The sequence below is a fragment of the Bradyrhizobium cosmicum genome (assembly GCF_007290395.2).
In the GTDB taxonomy this organism is placed as follows: Bacteria; Pseudomonadota; Alphaproteobacteria; order Rhizobiales; family Xanthobacteraceae; genus Bradyrhizobium; species Bradyrhizobium cosmicum.
Window position 1 is genome coordinate 3,617,923 of the sequence record NZ_CP041656.2, and the last position, 18,681, is coordinate 3,636,603.

Genomic DNA, 18,681 nt, shown 5'->3' on the forward strand with positions numbered 1-18,681 from the left:
CAATTTTTGAAGCAAAATCAACGCGGCTTCACGTTAAGGGTAAACGTCAGGAGAGACTCGGCGCGGAGGTCGCGAACTGCTCGTCCTGAGTCTTGGACGGCAGCGCCTTGTGGACCTTGGCATAATCGATCACGTCGGCCAGCAGCTTGAGCCCGAGCGGGGCGAGGGCGCGCTCCCACAGTTCCCGCGCGGTCTCGCCCTTCTTCACGAAGCACCACTCCTGGGCTGCGATCGCGCCAGCGTCCATGCGGTCGGCGAGGTGATAGATGGTGCCGCCGGCGATCGGATCGCCCTCCTTGATGGTCCACTCCACGGCGGCCTTGCCGCGGTGTCGCGGCAGCAGCGAGGGGTGGTAGCCGATCCCGCCGAGCCTGGCGGCGGCGAGCGCATCCTTGCCGATCCGGGCGTGGCTGTGGGCGGTGATGATCAGGTCGGTGTCGGGGGCGATCTCGGAGGCGACCACGAGCTTCGGATCGGCCTGCACCACCACCTCGATTCCGGCCGCCTTCGCGGTCGCAGCGAGGCGATCCTCGGCATCGGCCACCACGACGCGCACGATCGAGACGCCGTGTTCCCGGAGCATGTTCAGGGTGGTCACGCCGAAATGGCGGGAGCCGACAAGGGTAATGCGCATGGGTGTCCGATCCGTCTCGCAGCTGCGTCATCCTCCCGATAACACGTCCGCACGCCCTGTCACCACCCGCGCAGCGCTTGAGATTGTTATCAACAACGCGCCGGGGCTGGCTATTCGGGCGGGAGCCGCCGCCGCTCGATCGATATCGCCCTGACAGCGCCGATCGCAGTTGGCCGCTGACGTATTCTGTGTGACGGATTTGCGTTGCCGCGCGGCAACGCCCGGCATCAAATGTGCACGAGCCGGTTCCTGTGCCTTATTTTTAACAGAACGATGCCTTGGGTTCGGTTAGAAGGTGCCATCCGGGGCTGGCTACATTTCATTCCCGATCCGCTTTCGAACCCGGCTTTGGCCGCTGGCGCGATCACGCCAGCGGCTTTTTTCATAGCGCGCGCCACAAAATCACCTGACGGTAACGCGTTCTCAACCAGCTCGGCGTATCGACGAATCCGTCGCGGATTTGTATTGCGTACCGCGACACCAAAAATGTCCCGCCGGCGCGGCGTGCGCCGCGCGGACATTTTTGCCGGGACCGATTTCATGCCAAACGCAATTGCGCAGATCGTCAACGCCTATGTGCGGCTGAAGAACCGCCGTGGCCTCGACGCGCTGATGATGCACAGGCAGCGGCTCGCGGTCGATCTGAAGAGCAAGTCCGGCTACGATTTCAGCCTGCCGATCGGCCAGATCGACGAGGAGATCGCGATCATCGAGGAGGGGCTCAGCCGGCTCAAGGCTGAATCCGCGGATCCCGGTGCGACACCTCCGATCTGACGTGATCAGTCGCGCCGGCCGCCGTCGATGACGGTGAACAGCGGCCGCGCCTGGGTCGGCTCGACCAGCAATTCATCCACGAGCGCGGTGGCTGCATCGACATATTTCCGGGTCGGCTTGTCCAGCGCACGCTTTGCCTCGTCGTCGAGCGCGACTTTCGCGGCCTCGACCAGCTTGCGCATCCGCGCCGCATGGTCGTCGCCCGCCGTCAGCGTCGCGCGCGCCAGCGAGCGCAGCACGAACAGCTCTCCCTCGAGGCGGAGCAGGCGGTCGTTGAGCCTGGTGAGGACGGCGTTGAGGTCGGCCATTTCTGGTGCTCGTCGCGAAGGATCCGTCCTGATCTAGCGGCGATCGGTGAACGGATTCCAAATGCCAAAGGCGCAATTGGGTTGATCGGGTGCGTCGCGGCAGCGGCGATGTCGCCGATGTGAGATATCGTGACGGTGTGGTGCGTCGTTCGAGCGTGGTTCCCTCCCCAAGTCGAAGCTTGGGTGGATGTCTGGAGCACACGCAATGCGGTCTGTCCTGGCCTTGGCCCTCTTGATTTCAACATGCGCGTCGGCTGTCGCTGTGCCGATACGTCATGTGCGTCCGCGCGACCATGTCGTGGTCCATCCGGCGGAGAACGCGCCGGTGCCGCCCGGCTGGTACAAATTTCCCGGGTGGCCACCGATTCCGCCGTCGGAGAACAGGAATCTCGACCCCTCCAATTTTGGCGGAGGTTGATCGCAGCTTCACGCCGCGGTCCGTGCGAGATAGTCGCGCGCGAAGGCGAGATACCAGTCGAGGCAGCCGGGATTGGCCATCGCCTCCTTGTTGATCACCTTCTCGACCGGCTGGCCGAGCAGCAGCTTCTTGATCGGCAGCTCCTGCTTCTTGCCGGAGAGCGTGCGCGGGATCTCGGCGACGGCGAAGATGTCGTTCGGCAGGAAGCGTCGGGACAGGCCGGCCTCGATCGCCTTGTTGATCCTGGCCCGCATCGCGCCGTCGAATACGACGCCCTCGCGCAGCACGACGAACAGCGGCATGTAGCTGTCGCGGCCGAGATATTCGAGGTCGACGACGAGGCTGTCGAGCACCTCCGGCAACGCCTCGATCGCGGAATAGAGCTCGCTCGTGCCCATGCGCAGGCCGTGCCGGTTGATGGTGGCGTCGCTGCGGCCGTAGATGATGCAGGAGCCGTCCGGATTGACCTTGAGCCAGTCGCCGTGCCGCCACACCGGTCCGCGGCCGCTGCCGTCGAAATTGTCCGGATAGGTCTCGAAATAGCTGGAGCGATAGCGCGCGCCGTCCTTGTCGTTCCAGAAATAGAGCGGCATCGAGGGCATCGGCTCGGTGCAGACGAGCTCGCCGACCTCGTCGATCACGGCATGGCCCTGCTCACTGAAGGCTTCCACTGCGGCTCCGAGCGAGCGGCACTGCATCGCGCCTTGCGTCTGCGGCAGTTCGCGATTGCCGCCGATGAAGGCGCCGGCGAAATCGGTGCCGCCGGAGATGTTGGCCCACCAGATGTCGGCCTGCGCCTTGCTGCCGTTGATCTTCGACAACGCCGCGAAGCGGTCGTTGAACCAGGCCTGGGTGTCGGCGCTGAGCGGCGAGCCGGTCGAGCCGAGGCAGCGCAGCCGCGAGAGGTCGCCGGCCGCGGACAGATCGATCTCGGCCTTGGCGCAGCTGGCAAAGAACGCCGCGCCGGCGCCGAAGAAGGTCGCTTTCGCCTGCGCAACGAAGCGCCACAGCGTGGTCCAGTCCGGCTTGTCCTTGGTGCCGCCGGGGCTACCGTCGAAGATGCAGCAGGTGGTGCCGCTGAGCAGGCCGCCGACCTGCGAATTCCACATGATCCAGCCGGTCGACGAGTACCAGTGATAGCGCTCGCCGAACGAGTTCTCGTGATAGGAGCAGCCGAGATCGTTGTGCAGGCCGAGCAGCACCAGCGCCACGATGACGATGCCGCCATGGCCGTGCACGATCGGCTTCGGCAGGCCGGTGGTGCCGCTGGAATAGACGATCCAGAGCGGATGATCGAACGGCAGCCATTCCGGCTCGAACGCGTCGACCGCCGCCCCCGTCGTCGCGACGATGTCGGAGAGCAGGGCATCCGTGGCTGCCGGCGCGCCGGTCTCGCTGTGCAAGATGACATGCTCAACCGTGGGCAGGGAGCGACGCAGCTCAGCGACGACGTCTTTGCGGTCATGCCGCCGGCCGGCATAGGTGACGGCGTCACAGGCGATCAGCACCTTCGGCTCGATCTGCTTGAAGCGGTCGATCACGGCGGGCGCGGCCATGTCCGGCGCGCAGACGCTCCAGACCGCGCCGAGGCTGGCGCTTGCCAGGAACGCGATGATGGTCTCGGGGATGTTGGGCAGATAGGCGGCGACACGATCGCCAGGCTTGATACCCCGGTCTTTCAGATACAGCGCGAGCGCTGCCGCCTTGCGCCGCAGCTCGGGCCAGCTCGTCTCCGTCAGCCTGCCGTCTTCGCCGCCGCTGACGATCGCAGGCAGGCCTGCGGCATGCGCCGCCTCGACGTGCCGGAACACCTGCCGCGCGTAATTGACCTGCGCGCCGGGAAACCAGACCGCGCCGGGCATCTTGCGCTCGGTGATCGCGGCGGCAAACGGCGTTGGCGATTGCAGATCGTAATAGTCCCAGATGCTGCGCCAGAAGCTGTCGAGATCGCGCACCGACCACTGCCGCATCTCCTCGTAGTTCGCGAAGGTGAGGCCACGCTGCGCGGCGAGCCAGTTGCGATAGAGGGCGATCTGGGGAACGAAGGGTGCGGTCATTGCATGTCGGATTCTGTTGCGGGGAGGAAGAGTTTAGCGGGTGTCGCGGCGGAGCAGAAGCGTCAGTTCGCGCAGGGCGCAATAACGAAGCGGCTAGCGCGGACAGGCCTTGATGCGTTCGATCCGCTGGATGTCATTGACGAGCTGCCGGTCCCGAGCCGACAGGGGAACGTCGAGAATGTTGTCATATTTGCATCCCGCATTGCCAAAGGCGGCAACGGCGCGTGGCGTGCGGAAGCAGTAGGCGCCGGCTTTGAATATGCTGTTCCGCTGCTGCCACAGCTGGACGCAATTCTGGCTTTCCACGCCTTGAGGCCGGTCGCCATCTTGCACCGGGGCAGGATCGGCTCGCTCGGGTTTCATGATTAGAAGGTTGACGTTCGCGTTCGGGACAAAATTCGAGGCGCGGACCTCGAACTGGGTCGGACTGATTTTTCGGACGCCTTGCCCGCAGAAGCTGAGGAGATTTTCGGGCGCGCCCTTGTCTACCACCATGCGGAATTCCCGGATGGGTCCGGACCAGTTTGCGCCGGTCACCAGGATGTATTCCATGTAGTTCTGCTGCCAGTTCAAATTGGGCGAGCGGACCATGGCGTTGAGAAAATCCTGGTCGATGCAGAAGCGATTGGTCCCCTTCGCCCGTTCGATCTGGAGGATCGAGGGGTCGTTGAGGAAAGTGGAGGCCGACATCGGCACCGTGCCGCCCACGCTCGGCAGATAGCGATGGGATACGGTGATCTCCCGGCCGGCGGGAAATTTCTGCTGCCAGTGATACGTGGTCTTCAAGATCCACAGCGGCGTCATGTATCCGTCGGTGCGCGGCGTGTCTTCGATCAGGCCGTCCCGGATGAGCCGGTCCCAGGTCTCCTGTGAAAGGTTATCCTGCTTTCGACCCGCTTGGGGCGCGAGGGGCACATTCAGTGTCTTCAGCGTTTCGGTCTTGTCGACGCCGTTCAACAGCGCCTTGCGCTCGACCAGGGCCGCGACCGGAGAGCCGTTCACGGTGGTGGCGAACCCGAGAATGTTTTCGGGATCGTTGGTCGGAATCGCGATGTTTGAGTCGATCCCGAACGAAATGTCCGGCATCGGGAAGGCGACTTGCGTGACGACGTCGCGGCTCGAATGATTGAAGAACCTGTACTGGACCCGGATTTCGGCCATCGAGATGAAGAGATCTTCCGATCTCATCTCGATGTCGGGCGAGCGCGTGAAGATCAGGCCTCCCGTGGCAAGTTCAGCAGTGGAATCGTTGGCGCGAATTTGCGCGGGGGCAAGTGTTGCGCCGATGAGCAGCAGGGCACGGATCGTTCTTCGCAGCATCGGTCGCTTTCGACTCACGAAAGAGGTCATTGATCCAGCGGCGGTCGTGTCGTGTGCCGGCCAGCGGCTGGAGGATCGAATCCGGATCGACCCGATGTCGGTCCTGCCCGATGTCGTCAGCGGCTGACACCGATCAATTAGTCTAAACGTTCACCCACGATTTTGGAGGGACAAACGATTGCCGCGAGCCGTCGCCCAAGCCTACCACTCCACGCCCGCCCAGCGCCGGCCGAACACCGGCGGCTTGGTCTTCACCGCCTGCCAGCCGAAGAAGTGATGCTTCCCCGACCATGCGTGCACCTCGCCGCTGCAGATACTGCATTTGAAGCTGCCGCTGTGCAGCTCGCTGTGTTCTTCCCGTGTCGCGGTGTAGTTCATGCCGCAACCGGTGCAGGTGAATTCTTCGGTCGTCCAGATGCTGTTGGCCATGGCACCTCAGTGTTCTTGAAGACTTGGTGGGAAGTCCTTGGCGCGAAGCGTAGGTGCGGGGCTTTGCATCGGCGTAAACCGGCCTCGGGAAATCCGGTTAATCGGCGTTAGTCAAACCGGGCTGGAGCAAATGACAGGCATCGATCCGACCGATCCGACGTCGACCTGGAGCTCGGTCACGGCCAGCGGCGGTATCGTCGGCGGCCAGATCGGCGGCAATTACCAGGTCGGCACTATCGTGGTCGGCCTCGAGGGCACGGGCGCCTGGTCCGGCGTCACGTTGAACGCCGGCGGGCCGTTCGGCGGCGGCGCCGGCTTCAACCTGTCGCTCAAGAACGACTATATCGCCACGGTCGCGGGCCGCTTCGGCGTCGCCTTCGATCGCGTGGTGCTCTACGCCAAGGGCGGCGCGGCCTTCACCCGCGACAAGTACAGCGCCGATAACGGCCTTGCCGGCCCGCTCGCCGGTTCCGCCTCGGGCAGCTTCAACCGCACCGGCTGGCTCGCCGGCGGCGGCGTGGAATGGATGTTCATGCCGAACTGGTCGGTGCGGGCCGAGTACAACTATCTCGGCTTCGGCGCGATCACCGAGCAGCCGGTGACGACAGGCAACCTGGCGGCGACGCCGGCCAATGTGAAGCTGAACATCCAGACCGGCACAGTGGGCGTGAACTACCACTTCTGAGCGGACGGAGCGCCACCGGCCGGCCGGCCGGGCGAACCGCCCGCCGGTGACGTCCGATGCCGCGCCGGCGGCGCAGCGGTCCGATTGCTCGCGCCGGCGCGCGCCTGGTCGCCTTGACGCCGGAGGCGGGGATGGCAATAACGGCTGCCCGCAAGTGCCGGAACCCGCGTCAATGCCGCAAGGAAAGCCGTGGCCGTGAAAAGTCTCCGTCAGCTCCTGACGGGAGAGGACATCATCCAGCTCGTGATCCGGCTCGGCCTGCTTGCCCTGCTGATCATCTGGACCTTCCTGATCATCCGCCCGTTCGTGCCCATCCTGGCCTGGAGCGGCGTGCTCGCGGTGGCGTTCTACCCGGCCTTCAGCTGGGTTGCCCGGATGCTTGGCGGCCGGCCCAAGACCGCCGCCGCCATCCTCACCCTGATCACGCTCGGCATCGTCATCGGTCCTGCGACCTGGCTCGGCCTCAGCGCGGTCGACGGCGTGCGTGAGCTGGCGCACCAGCTCGGCACCGGCGACCTGGCGCTGCAGACGGCGCCGGAGCAGCTTAAATCCTGGCCGGTCGTCGGGCCCTGGCTGTTCGACCTCTGGGAGCAAGCCTACGCCAACATCCGCGCGGTGCTGCGCGAGGTCGCGCCGTATCTGCAGCCGCTGGCGGGACCCCTGCTGTCGCTGGCGGGCGATGCGAGCCTCGGAACGCTGCAGTTTCTCGTCTCGGTGTTCGTGGCCGGATTCCTGTTTCCGCACGGGCCGCGGCTCGTTGCGGCCAGCCGCGGCTTCCTGTTCCGCATCGTGCCCGAGCAGACAGAGCATTTCCTGGGGCTTGCGGGCGCAACCATCCGCGCGGTGGCGCAGGGCGTGATCGGCGTCGCGATCGTGCAGGCGCTGCTGGCCGGCATCGGCTTCAAGCTCGCGGCGGTGCCGAGCGCGGGGCTGCTCGCCTTCATCGTGCTGCTGCTCTCGATCGTTCAGATCGGCGCCTTCCTGGTCCTGCTGCCGGTCATCATCTGGATCTGGACCGCCAAGGACGTCACCACGGCGCTGCTGCTCACGGTGTTTCTCGTCCTGGTCGGCTTCATCGACACCATGCTGAAGCCGCTGGTGATGGGGCGGGGCCTCACCACGCCGACCATCGTGATCTTCGTCGGCGTGATCGGCGGAACGCTCGCCCACGGCATCGTCGGCCTGTTCATCGGGCCGATCATCCTCTCGGTGGCCTGGGAGATGATGATGGCCTGGATCAGGACGGAAGACCGGGCAGGAGCCAGGACGGCGGCGGGCGAGGGCTGATCCCGCACTCGAAAGGCGCGATCTGCCCGCCGGTGGCGAAAAATCGTCGCGGCCCGCGGCCTGTGGTCAACTGGCCCCGCAACTTGTCTATTCGACTAGACAAGTTACCATGGGACGATTCTGTTTTCCATTTACTTACGGCAGCAATGGCGAAGTCTTCCAAGCTGGTTGCCGCGAAACGCGGCAAGGTATTGTTGGTCAGGCGACGGTCGGACGGCCTGTGGATGTTCCCGGGCGGCCGCAAGCGCGCGCGCGAATCCGACAAGGACTGCCTGCGCCGGGAGATCAAGGAGGAGCTGCCCAAGCTGAAGCTCGGCAGGATCAGCCTCTGGAAGGAAGTGAAGGCCAGGAACAAGCGCTCCGGCCGCAAGATGAGCGATGCGATCTTCATCGCCAAGGGCGCCAAGGGCAGGCTCGCGATCGGCGACAAGAATGAGATCGACCGCGCCGCCTGGCAGAAGCCGCGCGGGATCCGCCTGACGCCGACCTCGCGCTATATCCGCGATCGTCTGTTTCCGAGGAAGTCACGCAGCCGGTGAACGGGGCGGCCGCTGGCAGGTAGCTGGCGAGCTGCGCCTTACTCGGATCGGCCCGCCGTTCGCCTGCGGCCATCGGACGAGCGCGATGTCGGTGCCTCCGGGGCAAGGCGCCTCGCTGCCTGGGCCTCGCGCAGCTCCTTGCGGACCTTGCGTGCGTCGCGCATCGCGCGCTTGATGAAGGGATGTTGCGAGTCCTCGGCGAAGAACAGCACCACTTCGCAACCCGGACATTGCCTCGAATAGCCGTCCTGCAATCGTCCGGCGCGGTCACGAAACACGCCCTTGCAGCGCGTGCACTGAATCTGGACGGAGTTCATCGGACAACAATGATCAATGGAATTGGATCGTCAGCTGAGCCCAAAGGTCTGAAGAAAGGTTGAATAGTCAGGTGAGCTGACCCCGTTCTTGCGACCGCACGTCATCGCCCCACACCTGATAGGCCGCAGGCATCGCGCTTCGGTCCTGACCCGACCGCAGCGATTTGCCTGAACTATTGCTTGGCCGCGATCGCATCGAGGCAATGGTTGAGATAGTCGGTGCGATCGCGCGGCAGCACCTTGTCGAGGTCCGCCTTCAGCGCGCATTCGCGCTGGCGGATCTGTTCGGCCCGCCGCTTTTCGGCCGCCTCCCGAAATTCGGGAGCGACCTTGCTCGGATCGACCAGCGGCTGCGCGCGGGCAGGGGCCATTGCAAGCAGCGCGATAGCGGCGATGAAGATGACGGGTCTCAAATGAGCCTCCGTAAAAAGGCTCAAGCTAGCGCGCGGCGTTCGATCACACAAACAATAGACGCGGGAAGCCGGTCAGGAGTTCTGCACGTTGGCAGTCATTGGCGCTGCCGTGTGAAGCAGTCCACAAACGTCCAACGCGATCGCTGCTATCAACGTGCCATTGCGCGACCAGCCGATGTTTCATCAATCGATATTCATCGATCGATATTTCGAAAACGCCCCAGCGCTCCACCAAGCGCTGGGGTTTTTCACGCCGGATGTCGGAAGGCCCGGAGCGTGCGCTGTTAAGCGGCTTGCTCCTCGAACGACGTGTAGACCTGGCCACCGGGATCAACGACCTGAACGTCCCAGCATCCGTCCTCAACCAGCTCCCTGGCTTTCTTGAGGGCGGCGGCCAGTGTCGGCCGCTTGAGGCTGACGACTCCCGCCGTGTCGAAACCGCTGATTTCAAACATGCCGTTCCTCCCGATTTTCGTGAATCCTACACTTTTTGCAGGCGTTGTCTGCAGCTTTGTAGCGGTGCGAAGCAGGTTGCCCATGACCGATTCCGTCGCACCCACTCCGTATTCGACCGGGGTGGCCGGGCATGGCAGGCGGCCACGTCGCTAACGTGGAATTAAGCGGAAAAGCCCACAATTCTGGATAGTTGTACGTAAGTGGGTGCTGCGTAGAGGGAGCGTCGCGAGGACGTTTCGGCGTCGGCTTCCTTTTGCTTTCATTTGAGGTCAATGCCCGTGACCACGACATCCGAAGCGCAAGGCCTGGTCGAACAGTTCGACCCCGCCGCACTCGCAGCGGCAGCTGCAGCACCCGACCCCACAATTCCGGAAGCTCCGGAACCGATCAAGCGGTCCAGCCGGAAATCGATCCTGGCGCTTTCGGTGTGTGCCCTGGCCATCAATGGCTCGGCGGCCGTCTACACGTTGCCGTCCGATTTTTCGTCGCTGAATGTCGGCAGTCTGGCTGAAATGCTTCCGCGCCTGGAAGCCTCCGTGCCAAAGTCGGATCCGGTTGCCGCTGCCTTGAAGGACATTCAGTCTGCCCAGCAGCAGCACACGGCTTCGCTGCAGGAGAATAACCAGGCATTGCAGCAAAATGCGGCCCTGCTGCAGCAGGATTCGATGGTGTTGCTGTCGCTGCGGCAGAGCATCACCGACGAACGGGTCGACGTGAGGAAGATATCTTCGCAATTGTCCACGCTCATCGCAAAGGTGGACTCGCTGCAAAATGCAATGCTGTCGGACGTCACCTCCTCCATCCGGCGAGCGAACGCGCGCTACGGATTGTCCGCGGCGATGCGCAAACGGATGGTCCGGCAGTCGAAATCCGTCGGGCCCGTTTCGGTTGGCGGCGCTCCGCTGAGCATGCCGGCCACGGCTTCAGCCCCGGAAAGCTGAGGACGGGTCACTTCGAGGCTTGATCGATCTTGCGCCCGAGATGCCCGGTGTCGTGATCGCGCCGCAATTGGCTGAGCGACGTCTCGTTCAACTGAGCCAGGACCTCATTGAGCTGTTTCGTATCCGGATACCCGGCCGCAAACCCCTTGCCGTAGATCTTGCGCAGCGTGCCGACCAGCGTGTTGCCGTGCTTCTTGCCGATCGTGCCATCCTTGTCACGGTGGCGCCCGTCCAGGCCCGGTTCCTTCATGTCGCTCTCCCTGATTTGCGTCTAACGCGCCGGGAGAGCGTGCGCCCATTGGCGTTGGTTGGCAACGGTGCGGGAGGGGGGCGAAGCGAACTCAAACGTTCAGTGCACTGTCACCGTAATCCAGGGATGGAAACGTGGTTGAATTGGGTGGCGCATCGGCGTGCGTCCCAATTTGGCCCGGCTTATCCGGTTTCTGGATTTGTCCGAGAACCAACTGGAGTTGGAGCCGGAGGACGAGACCGACGACGACTGGAGGACGACGATCCTATAGAGGATGACGGGCCGGCTGAGCCAATCTCTTGGCAGCCTCGATCTGTCAATGGAGGTGGCGGCTATTCCCGGTAGACTGGCGGCGGCCGGCGCGACCTGGAGCTAGACCACGCGGAGATTGGCATTGGCGATCGCGATGGCTTGGTCAAACAGGTCGGGCACCAAGACTGGCAGCATACGGTGATGGCGTGACCAAGCCCCACCTCGCCGACGCGCACGACCTTGCAGACGACACTGGCGCCAGAGCGAACCGGATCAGGGGGCGGTGAAGTGCGACTGATCAGAGCTCTATGGGCGCTTCAGCGGCTCACGTTCGCCCGGTGGTGCATCGAGCGGAGACTTGCCACGGTGAAGTCAAGCTGAGCCAGCAGTATCTCAAGAGCGATCGGAGCCCGATCGCTTAATCTCCAAGTCTCAACTCCCGCCGGCTCACAAAGTCGGCGGATATTTTTGAGACTAGCTTCCTCGGCACGTGATACCGAAGCTGTCGCAAGCGAGCGCGAAAGTGTCTCTCGCCTTGGCATCTTCAAAGCAGAATTTGGTTCCGACCTCGGCTCGGTCGGTCCACCAGCCGGCTTTCGCGGCTTTTGCGATCCGGGAAGCTTCGCCCCGCAACAGGTCGAGTTGTTTTCCAGCAGCACGAACAATTAGGCAGTATTCAGTTGCCATTGAACCTCCGAGAACTGGAAGCTGAAACGCGAAGCCGCAGTCTGGGGGGCAGACTGTGGCTCGCGCTTGTCAAAAAAACCGGGTGAAAAAGATCTAAGTGAAATATGCAGCCAGCCCCGGTGAGATGATCCTACTCCCGCGCTTTCAGCTTGCAATATGAACTATTTCACAACCATCCGCAGGCTTAACAGGGTGAGGGAAGGCCCGCCGGGCTGGCTGCTGTCGGCGGGCCCTCACCTCGAACAAGGCCGCGCATGTCCCCCACGGCCCCGTCCCAAGCTCACATATTGAACTGGCTGGATTAACAGGCCGTGTGCACCATGCGCCGGCCGCCGGGTGCAATTGGCAGGCCTCTGGCCTCGCGCCAAGGAGTAGGTGCGGACCCCAAGGCGCGGGGCCGATTTGGCTAATCGATCGTGACCAGGCCGAACGTGAACAGCGCGCCGCCGATGATAATCAGCACGCTAAGCGGTCCCCAAAGCAGCCACCCGCCGAGAAGAGCGAGTCCCAAGCCCGCCAGCGCGATGAGCGTCGAAATCGTGTTTTGCATCAGGGAAAGACCGCGAAGGAGGAGCGACGTCAACCGTTTGGTTGATACCGGGTTCCTGCCGGCATTTCCACTACGCCCCACGGTTGAGCAATATTGAGCAGGGCGCTCGGTTGTCCCTTAAGCCTCGGAACGCGCGCCAGAGCCACTGTGCGTTGTGAGTGTGGAAAACACTATGCGCCGGCTCACGATGGCGGGCCTAGTACTCCCGGCGCTCATATCCGCAATCGGATCGGCAGCCGGGAGCATTGGGGGCTGGAACATTCAGGCGTGTCATGTTCGCCCTCAAGCGGCAATACGTAGAAGATCGGATTCCAGTAGTTGTCCGGAGTCCATTTTCGGAACGGGGTGTTCTATTAGAAGAACACCGGCGAGATTTGAGTACCTATTTCTATTGTGTCCGGGAATGCCGCAGTGGGGCTGGAACCGCGCTGCGGCTTTTCCCCATGGGCACGAAGACGGTGGTCATTGATCCTTCTTGAGCTTGCGCCTGCCCCAATGTGGTTCCTTTCCCTTCGGATTGAATTCGACGACGTGGTGCCGATTTAGAGCCAGCAGGACGCCGATCCGCGCGAACATCGTTGGGCCGCCGCGCTCGACCACCGGGAGCAATGCTTTCATCGCGGTGTGCCATTCTGGCGCGTCGTGCTCGTTCTTCGGCAACGCTGTGATGTACTCGCGGCATCCCGCAGCGTCACCAGCTCGCGGCCGTCAATCTCGATCGGCGCCTCGAACGGTCGTCCCCAGCCGTTGGTCGTTTTGGTTGTGGATGCCTCTTGATTGCCAGCCGCAAGTCACCTCGCTCGAAGTCGGGCCGCACGTCGGCGGCGCGGCCGCCGCAACCCCCGACGCACGAAGCGCGGTTCGAGGTCGGACAAACGCACCTCGTCCGGCCAGCGATCAGCGTTCAATGCGATGTGATGCCCGCATTGGAAATAGATCAAAACGCCGCGCAGGCCCATCGCGCGCATTTCGCCAAACGTGATCTTGACGGGCGGCCGTCGGAACCGGTGCGGGCGCGCTGTCGGGCGGGGCGAGACATCCCCCAAGACTGGCGCCGATCGCGCGGAGTCAAATTGTCGATTGCTGGTGGCTCGGAATGCCAGGGAGCTACTGCGCGTCGTGGGCGTGGAAAACCGTGGTCTTCGCTTTGATATCGTCAGTCTGACTCGTCTGAACCATTGGGCGGGCGAGGCCGACACCCTTGCGCTTTTTTCGTCTCGGATGAGAGATCGTCGAGCAGCTTCAGTTGGGCCCTCAGCCTCTCAGCATCTGCCTTCGGATTGATGCCTATCAAGCCAATCTTCGGCTTCTTCCTATCGTCCATAATGGCAGTGCCCAACAGCTCAGGCGGTAGGTAATAGTCATTCTCGCGTTCGAACAAGCGAAAATGCGTCAAACCGCCGCGTGCAAAGTACCAATCGCAATTGTTCTTCTTTTGGACTGTACATTTCTAAATGTTGGTGATTGTGTCTGCCTGGTACTGCAACCATAGACACCGGGATCAACCCGCCTATGAGTTTGATACAGAAATTGCGTCGTAGGCTGTTTCGGCCTCGCGAGGTGATCGAAGGATACAAAAGCGAGGAGCTGATCGAGACTATCTACCGGAAAACTGTTGCTTTTCAACCAACCGGAGATTGGCCTCTCGTCGCGAACCTGGCCGCCGTCCTCGATTTCGGCGGCGGCGCAGGCATTCACTACAAGCTTGCGAGGCAGCAATCGCCTGGTATTCGTTGGGCTGTTGTCGAGACATCGGCGATGGTTTATCGGGCTAGTGAATTGGCGACTGACCAATTGATGTTCTTTGATGACATCGAGAAGGCCGCTGACTGGCTTGGAAGTATCGACCTGATGCACTCGAATGGTGCCATCCAGTATGTCGACGATCCGATTGGTACCGTGAAAGCTCTATGTGCTGCTCGCGCGGCGAAGATGGTCTGGTACCGCGTGCCAATCAGTGACGGTGCAGCTAAAGCGGAGGTGCAGACCTCATTACTCAGCGACAACGGACCGGGACAAATGCCGACGGCAAAAGACAAGCTGGTCAAATATGAGCGCCATTGGATCTCAGAAAGCGCATTTGTCGCGGCGCACGAGGGGTACTGTTCAACCGAGCAGGGGCCAGACCCACGGGAGCGAGGAAGTCAGCAATTTAGTTTTGCACGCATCAACTCTTGACGATTGCTGGCGAGCCCGAGTCTGATCGGCGCCCATGGGGGCAGCATCAGCAGAACATCGTCGAACTCGGGCGCCTGAGCGGTTATGCTTGGATCTGGCCGAGCAGGCGACATACCAGAGGAGCGGGCAGGGCTTGAGATCATGGCGGGCAACTCCCGGGCCGCCATCCTCGACATGCAGACAGGCAATCGATTTGCAGACGCGGTGCAGACACAGAGCTTTGTCAATCAGTTCATATTTTATCGTAAGCTATTGAATTTGTTTGGTGAGCGCGCTGGGGCTCGAACCCAGGACCCCGTGATTAAAAGTCACGTGCTCTACCGGCTGAGCTACGCGCTCCCATGGCCGCTGATGGCTTTGCGATCGATCGCCATCGTCTTCGGACATTCGAGAAGCATGTCTTGCCGCAGCGCTCAATTTGCGTCGCGGGGAAAACCGGCTGTTTCCGGATCATGCTTTCGGCCCGCGCTGTGTAGGGGGATGGGGCGCCGAGGTCAATAGCAGGGGCGGCTGCCGAAACTCGCGGCAGGAGCGGGGATTTGCTCGCGCCATCCGCAGCTTAAGGGCAGATTTTCAACCTGGTTGACGGGCCGTCATCCACGCCGAACTGCGCTTCCCGTCACTTCACCTCGCGCCGGACCTCGCTCGGCACCGGCTGCACGGTGCCGGCGGGCGTCGGCAGCGCGACCGGGCGCAGGCCGATCAGCTCGGCGGTGCGGATCGCGCTGTCGCGCCAGAACTGGAACGAGTTGATGCGGCTGAGCTCGAGGATGGCGATCGCCACCGCCGCCAGGAACGGCAGGCTCTGCAGCACCAGGACGCCGGCGAAGATGTAGATCTCGGTGATCTGCCGGAAGCTGTTGGAGGCGATCAGGACGCCGGCGCCGATCAGCAGCAGGGCGCCGATCACGGCCTCCCAGAACGCCTGGAACTCGATCGACATGCTGGACAGGCCGCCCTTGGAGGTGCGCGCGAACGCGATGTGCTCGGTGATGAGACCCTGCGCCACCGCGCGCGACACCGTCCACTGCACGCTCATCGCGGCGATCATGGCGCCCAGCATCTGGCCGGGTTTGATCGCAACGCGCGCGCGGTACATCGACAGGAAGTGCGCGAGCGAGACGATGAAGGCGCCGATGATCGGCAGCGTCAGGATCTTGTCGGGGATGGCGATGTCGGCGAAGGCGACGATCGGCACCCAGATGAGATTGAGCAGCGCCACGACCACGCCGAGGCTTTCGGCGCCGAGCCAATTCAGCCAGCCGAGGCCGTATTCGCGCTTCTGGTCGGGCGTCAGCCGGCTCTTGCCGGGCAGGAAATGGCGCCAGTGTTTCTTGACGATCTGCAGGCCGCCATAGGCCCAGCGGTGACGCTGCTTCTTGAAGGCCTCGTAGGTGTCGGGGAGCAGGCCCTGGCCGTAACGATGGTTGGTGTAATGGGTGGTCCAGCCGAGCTCCTGGATCGCAAGGCCGAGGTCTGAATCCTCGCAGATGGTGTCGCTCGACCAGCCGCCGGCCATGTCCATCGCGGCGCGGCGGATCAGGCACATCGTGCCGTGCACGATGATGGCGTTGACCTCGTTGCGCTGGACCATGCCGATGTCGAAGAAGCCGGCATATTCGCCGTTCATGATGTAGTGCATGATCGACAGGTCGCCGTCGCGATGCTCCTGCGGCGCCTGCACCAGGCCGACGCTTGGATCGGCGAACGCCGGCACCAGGTCCTTCAGCCAGTCGGGGTCGACGACATAGTCGGCATCGAGGATGCCGATGATCTCGGCATCGACGGCGGTGCGGTCCATGGCGATGCGCAGCGCACCGGCCTTGAAGCCCAGCACCTTCTCGGCGTTGATGAACTTGAAGCGTTCACCGAGCGCGCGGCAATGGTCCTGGATCGGCTGCCAGAAGGCGGGGTCCGGCGTGTTGTTGATGATGACGACGCATTCGTAGTTCGGATAGTTCAGCCGCGACAGCGCATCGAGTGTCTGCTTGAGCATCTCGACCGGCTCGAAATAAGCGGGGATGTGGATCGAGACCTTCGGGCAGTAATTCTCAGGCACGTTCGCGACCGGCTTGTTCTTGGTGAGCAGCCGCTGCGGCGGCCGGCCGAAGGCGACCGCTGCGATCTCGTCGATCCGCGCCATCGCGATGAGGACGAGGGGAACGAGCAGGATCATGCCGAGCGTCAGGGCGAAGGCCGAGCCGAAGATGAAATAGTGACCGTTCCAGAACGCGAACACGGTGGCGGCCCAGGCGCCGACGCCGTTGGCGGTCGCCGACAGCAGGAACGCCTGCCGCGCGGTCGGCTGCTCGATCCGCAGGATCGGCAGCGACAGCAGAACGCCGACCAGCAGCGCGATCGTCATCAGCTTCCAATAGTCGGGATTCTCCACCGGGCCGGTCCAGGCGAATTTGGGCTCGCGGCTGGCGTTGAGGATGCCCCAATACGGACCGACGCCGCCTTCGAAATACTTCCAAGGCTGATCGATTGCCTCGACGATGTTGTACTCCATGCCCATGGCTTCGGCACGGCTGACGAAATTGCGCAAGGTCAGCGCCTGCTGGAACGGACCCGGGTCGGCGTTACGCAAATTGTAGCCCTGGCTCGGCCAGCCGAATTCGGCGATCACTATGCGCTTGCCGGGAAACAGCTTGCGCAGGAGTTCGTAACGATCGACGGCCTGATCGACCGCCTGGTTCGAGCGGAAGTTTTCCCAGTAGGGCAGCACGTGGGCGGCGATGAAGTCTACGTTGGAGGCGAGATCGGGATTGTCGCGCCAGATGTTCCAGATCTCGCCGGTGGTGACGGGCACGCGGACAGAGCCCTTCACCTTCTTGATCATGTTGATGAGGTCTTCGACCTTCTGCTCGCCGCGGTAAATCACCTCGTTGCCGACGACGACGCCGTTGACGTTGCTGTTCTTGCGGGCAAGCTCGATAGCGGCCTTGATCTCGCGCTCGTTGCGATCCGGGTCCTTGTCGATCCAGGCGCCGACCGTGACCTTGATGCCGAATTCGGCGGCGATTGGCGGCACCAACTCGTTGCCTTCCGTCGCCGAGTAGGAGCGGATGGCACGCGTGATGGTGGAGAGCTTTTTCATGTCGGCGCGAATCTTGTCGGGATCGACGTTGTTGTCGACGACATGGCCGGGTTCGAACGGAGTGTAGGAGAGGCTCGGCAACAGGCCCTTGAAGTCCGGCGCGGGTTCCTTGTCGCGCAGGACTCCCCACAGCCCGGCATGGAGCGCGGTCACGAGCAACAGAACGGCGGCGACAACGCGCATCGCGGCTAAACCAAAAGGGGCTGGGGTGGCAGGGAAGCGGATCCGACCCCGAGATCCGACCGAGTCCGCGGCAAATGGAGCATACCTCTGCCGCGCTGTTTCACAACTGTCATGGCCTCATGACGGTATGAGGGCATGGCTCCTTGCAAACGCGCGGCAGTGCCGACGATAGCTATCGCCGATCGTTCATGAACGGCGGCTGAAACGATCGCGGCTATTTTGGGGGCGCCGGTGTCGGGCTTGCCGCGGGCGAGGGGCTGGCGGCCGGCTGCGGCTGTGCGCTGCCCGACGTCGGCGCTGCCGGCTGGGAAGCTGCGGCCGCCGCCTGCTGCGGCTGGGAGGCCGGGTTGATCCAGCAAGCGTGCACACGGCTGTCCAGGGTCTCGGCGACCTTGGGATCGATCTGGCCGCCAAAGCGGGTCAGGCAGCGGAAGGCCGCCTGGATGTGGCCGCCGGGACAGCCGAAGCGGTCGTAGAGGTCGAGATGGCGGAACGCGGTATCGAGGTCGTCGCGCCACATCAGCCGCACCACGCGCCGGCCGAGCCAGACGCATTCGGGATTGCCGGCCGGCCCGTTGATGACCTGGGCGGCTTCGGCGAACTCGTCGGTGCGGCGCTGGTTCTGGGCGGCGTCCTTGGCGGCGGCGTCGGCGGGCTGGGCGGCGGCCTTGCCCTGGTCGGGGGCAGGCGTACCGCTCTGGGCGGAAGCGCCGCCGAGACTGACCATCACGACCAGCGAGGAGGCGGCCAAGGTGGCGGCGAACTGCCGCAGGACCGCATTTCGAAACTGACGCACCCGTTGCCGCATGAATTCCCCAATATCTCCGCTGACCGCCCGCGTCAGGATCCCGCGGATGCGCCGGTGATGGCGTCCAAATGGGTCTCCAATGGGGCGGAAAAGTC

19 protein-coding genes and 1 tRNA gene are annotated in these 18,681 nt (G+C 63.2%); 6 read left to right on the forward strand and 14 right to left on the reverse strand.

The window, feature by feature from the left end; translation table 11 throughout:
• Positions 1-46: 46 nt before the first annotated feature.
• Positions 47-634 carry a formyltransferase family protein gene (locus tag FNV92_RS17435; RefSeq protein WP_015685972.1) on the reverse strand — a complete coding sequence of 196 codons (588 nt, stop codon included), beginning with the start codon at positions 632-634 and terminating at the stop codon, positions 47-49.
• Positions 635-1,174: 540 nt separating this feature from the next.
• Here FNV92_RS17435 and FNV92_RS17440 point away from each other — a divergent pair.
• Entirely contained in the window at positions 1,175-1,408 is a 234-nt protein-coding gene (locus tag FNV92_RS17440) for a hypothetical protein (protein ID WP_143845539.1), read from the forward strand.
• A 5-nt stretch (positions 1,409-1,413) separates the two neighbouring features.
• Here the strand turns inward: FNV92_RS17440 and FNV92_RS17445 are convergent, their stop codons facing one another.
• The 4 genes from FNV92_RS17445 to FNV92_RS17460 form a co-directional block, all read right to left on the reverse strand.
• A complete protein-coding gene (locus FNV92_RS17445; protein ID WP_143845538.1) occupies positions 1,414-1,716 on the reverse strand; it encodes a hypothetical protein in 303 nt (100 codons plus the stop codon).
• A gap of 426 nt (positions 1,717-2,142) precedes the next feature.
• Entirely contained in the window at positions 2,143-4,191 is a 2,049-nt protein-coding gene (locus FNV92_RS17450; RefSeq protein WP_143845537.1) for an acetoacetate--CoA ligase, read from the reverse strand.
• A 93-nt stretch (positions 4,192-4,284) separates the two neighbouring features.
• Positions 4,285-5,541 (reverse strand): DUF4424 family protein, encoded by a 1,257-nt coding sequence (locus FNV92_RS17455; RefSeq protein WP_143845536.1) that lies wholly within the window; start codon positions 5,539-5,541, stop codon positions 4,285-4,287.
• 171 nt (positions 5,542-5,712) lie between these two features.
• Positions 5,713-5,940, reverse strand: a complete 228-nt coding sequence (locus FNV92_RS17460; RefSeq protein ID WP_015685976.1) for a hypothetical protein — start codon at positions 5,938-5,940, stop codon at positions 5,713-5,715.
• Positions 5,941-6,070: 130 nt separating this feature from the next.
• Here FNV92_RS17460 and FNV92_RS17465 point away from each other — a divergent pair, with 130 nt between their 5' ends.
• The 3 genes from FNV92_RS17465 to FNV92_RS17475 all read left to right on the forward strand — a co-directional run bounded on the left by FNV92_RS17465 (position 6,071) and on the right by FNV92_RS17475 (position 8,451).
• Positions 6,071-6,625, forward strand: coding sequence for an outer membrane protein (locus tag FNV92_RS17465; RefSeq protein ID WP_244623684.1), 555 nt, complete (start codon positions 6,071-6,073; stop codon positions 6,623-6,625).
• Positions 6,626-6,814: 189 nt separating this feature from the next.
• Positions 6,815-7,912: an AI-2E family transporter gene (locus FNV92_RS17470; RefSeq protein WP_015685978.1), complete on the forward strand. Its 1,098-nt coding sequence runs from the start codon at positions 6,815-6,817 to the stop codon at positions 7,910-7,912.
• A 146-nt stretch (positions 7,913-8,058) separates the two neighbouring features.
• A complete protein-coding gene (locus FNV92_RS17475; protein ID WP_041748298.1) occupies positions 8,059-8,451 on the forward strand; it encodes an NUDIX hydrolase in 393 nt (130 codons plus the stop codon).
• Positions 8,452-8,489: 38 nt separating this feature from the next.
• Here FNV92_RS17475 and FNV92_RS17480 read toward each other — a convergent pair whose 3' ends face one another.
• The 3 genes from FNV92_RS17480 to FNV92_RS17490 all read right to left on the reverse strand — a co-directional run bounded on the left by FNV92_RS17480 (position 8,490) and on the right by FNV92_RS17490 (position 9,636).
• Entirely contained in the window at positions 8,490-8,768 is a 279-nt protein-coding gene (locus FNV92_RS17480) for a hypothetical protein (protein ID WP_143845535.1), read from the reverse strand.
• A 173-nt stretch (positions 8,769-8,941) separates the two neighbouring features.
• The gene (locus FNV92_RS17485; RefSeq protein WP_015685981.1) at positions 8,942-9,181 is read right to left on the reverse strand and encodes a hypothetical protein; all 240 of its coding nucleotides are present in this window, start codon (positions 9,179-9,181) and stop codon (positions 8,942-8,944) included.
• A 284-nt stretch (positions 9,182-9,465) separates the two neighbouring features.
• Positions 9,466-9,636 carry a hypothetical protein gene (locus tag FNV92_RS17490; protein ID WP_167527501.1) on the reverse strand — a complete coding sequence of 57 codons (171 nt, stop codon included), beginning with the start codon at positions 9,634-9,636 and terminating at the stop codon, positions 9,466-9,468.
• 273 nt (positions 9,637-9,909) lie between these two features.
• On the opposite strand from FNV92_RS17490, the gene FNV92_RS17495 reads away from it, so the two are divergent.
• Positions 9,910-10,578, forward strand: coding sequence for a hypothetical protein (locus tag FNV92_RS17495; protein ID WP_168213668.1), 669 nt, complete (start codon positions 9,910-9,912; stop codon positions 10,576-10,578).
• A gap of 7 nt (positions 10,579-10,585) precedes the next feature.
• On the opposite strand, the gene FNV92_RS17500 is transcribed toward FNV92_RS17495, so the two are convergent.
• From FNV92_RS17500 to FNV92_RS17510, 3 genes are all read right to left on the reverse strand, one after another.
• The gene (locus FNV92_RS17500) at positions 10,586-10,828 is read right to left on the reverse strand and encodes a hypothetical protein (protein WP_143845533.1); all 243 of its coding nucleotides are present in this window, start codon (positions 10,826-10,828) and stop codon (positions 10,586-10,588) included.
• 1,345 nt (positions 10,829-12,173) lie between these two features.
• On the reverse strand, positions 12,174-12,317 hold the full coding sequence (locus FNV92_RS17505; RefSeq protein WP_158324548.1) for a hypothetical protein: 144 nt from the start codon (positions 12,315-12,317) through the stop codon (positions 12,174-12,176).
• 462 nt (positions 12,318-12,779) lie between these two features.
• The gene (locus FNV92_RS17510; protein ID WP_244623683.1) at positions 12,780-12,977 is read right to left on the reverse strand and encodes a hypothetical protein; all 198 of its coding nucleotides are present in this window, start codon (positions 12,975-12,977) and stop codon (positions 12,780-12,782) included.
• An 852-nt stretch (positions 12,978-13,829) separates the two neighbouring features.
• Between FNV92_RS17510 and FNV92_RS17515 the strand changes: the two genes are divergently transcribed.
• On the forward strand, positions 13,830-14,495 hold the full coding sequence (locus tag FNV92_RS17515) for a methyltransferase domain-containing protein (protein WP_143845531.1): 666 nt from the start codon (positions 13,830-13,832) through the stop codon (positions 14,493-14,495).
• A 263-nt stretch (positions 14,496-14,758) separates the two neighbouring features.
• On the opposite strand, the gene FNV92_RS17520 is transcribed toward FNV92_RS17515, so the two are convergent.
• The 3 genes from FNV92_RS17520 to FNV92_RS17530 form a co-directional block, all read right to left on the reverse strand.
• Positions 14,759-14,834 (reverse strand) — tRNA-Lys (locus FNV92_RS17520).
• A 280-nt stretch (positions 14,835-15,114) separates the two neighbouring features.
• A complete protein-coding gene (locus FNV92_RS17525) occupies positions 15,115-17,778 on the reverse strand; it encodes a glycosyltransferase (protein ID WP_143845530.1) in 2,664 nt (887 codons plus the stop codon).
• A gap of 214 nt (positions 17,779-17,992) precedes the next feature.
• Positions 17,993-18,586 carry a beta-1-3, beta-1-6-glucan biosynthesis protein gene (locus tag FNV92_RS17530; RefSeq protein ID WP_143845529.1) on the reverse strand — a complete coding sequence of 198 codons (594 nt, stop codon included), beginning with the start codon at positions 18,584-18,586 and terminating at the stop codon, positions 17,993-17,995.
• Positions 18,587-18,681 lie beyond the last annotated feature (95 nt).

Excerpts from the sequence above, each read along its gene's own strand:
- FNV92_RS17505 (WP_158324548.1), bottom strand. The coding sequence starts at position 12,317 with ATGCAAAACACGATTTCGACGCTCATCGCGCTGGCGGGCTTGGGACTC.
- FNV92_RS17490 (WP_167527501.1), bottom strand. The coding sequence starts at position 9,636 with ATGTTTGAAATCAGCGGTTTCGACACGGCGGGAGTCGTCAGCCTCAAG.
- FNV92_RS17480 (WP_143845535.1), bottom strand. The coding sequence starts at position 8,768 with ATGAACTCCGTCCAGATTCAGTGCACGCGCTGCAAGGGCGTGTTTCGT.
- FNV92_RS17525 (WP_143845530.1), bottom strand. The coding sequence starts at position 17,778 with ATGCGCGTTGTCGCCGCCGTTCTGTTGCTCGTGACCGCGCTCCATGCC.
- FNV92_RS17475 (WP_041748298.1), top strand. The coding sequence starts at position 8,059 with ATGGCGAAGTCTTCCAAGCTGGTTGCCGCGAAACGCGGCAAGGTATTG.
- FNV92_RS17465 (WP_244623684.1), top strand. The coding sequence starts at position 6,071 with ATGACAGGCATCGATCCGACCGATCCGACGTCGACCTGGAGCTCGGTC.
- FNV92_RS17435 (WP_015685972.1), bottom strand. The coding sequence starts at position 634 with ATGCGCATTACCCTTGTCGGCTCCCGCCATTTCGGCGTGACCACCCTG.
- FNV92_RS17445 (WP_143845538.1), bottom strand. The coding sequence starts at position 1,716 with ATGGCCGACCTCAACGCCGTCCTCACCAGGCTCAACGACCGCCTGCTC.
- FNV92_RS17495 (WP_168213668.1), top strand. The coding sequence starts at position 9,910 with ATGCCCGTGACCACGACATCCGAAGCGCAAGGCCTGGTCGAACAGTTC.
- FNV92_RS17500 (WP_143845533.1), bottom strand. The coding sequence starts at position 10,828 with ATGAAGGAACCGGGCCTGGACGGGCGCCACCGTGACAAGGATGGCACG.
- FNV92_RS17450 (WP_143845537.1), bottom strand. The coding sequence starts at position 4,191 with ATGACCGCACCCTTCGTTCCCCAGATCGCCCTCTATCGCAACTGGCTC.
- FNV92_RS17455 (WP_143845536.1), bottom strand. The coding sequence starts at position 5,541 with ATGACCTCTTTCGTGAGTCGAAAGCGACCGATGCTGCGAAGAACGATC.
- FNV92_RS17440 (WP_143845539.1), top strand. The coding sequence starts at position 1,175 with ATGCCAAACGCAATTGCGCAGATCGTCAACGCCTATGTGCGGCTGAAG.
- FNV92_RS17530 (WP_143845529.1), bottom strand. The coding sequence starts at position 18,586 with ATGCGGCAACGGGTGCGTCAGTTTCGAAATGCGGTCCTGCGGCAGTTC.
- FNV92_RS17460 (WP_015685976.1), bottom strand. The coding sequence starts at position 5,940 with ATGGCCAACAGCATCTGGACGACCGAAGAATTCACCTGCACCGGTTGC.
- FNV92_RS17515 (WP_143845531.1), top strand. The coding sequence starts at position 13,830 with ATGAGTTTGATACAGAAATTGCGTCGTAGGCTGTTTCGGCCTCGCGAG.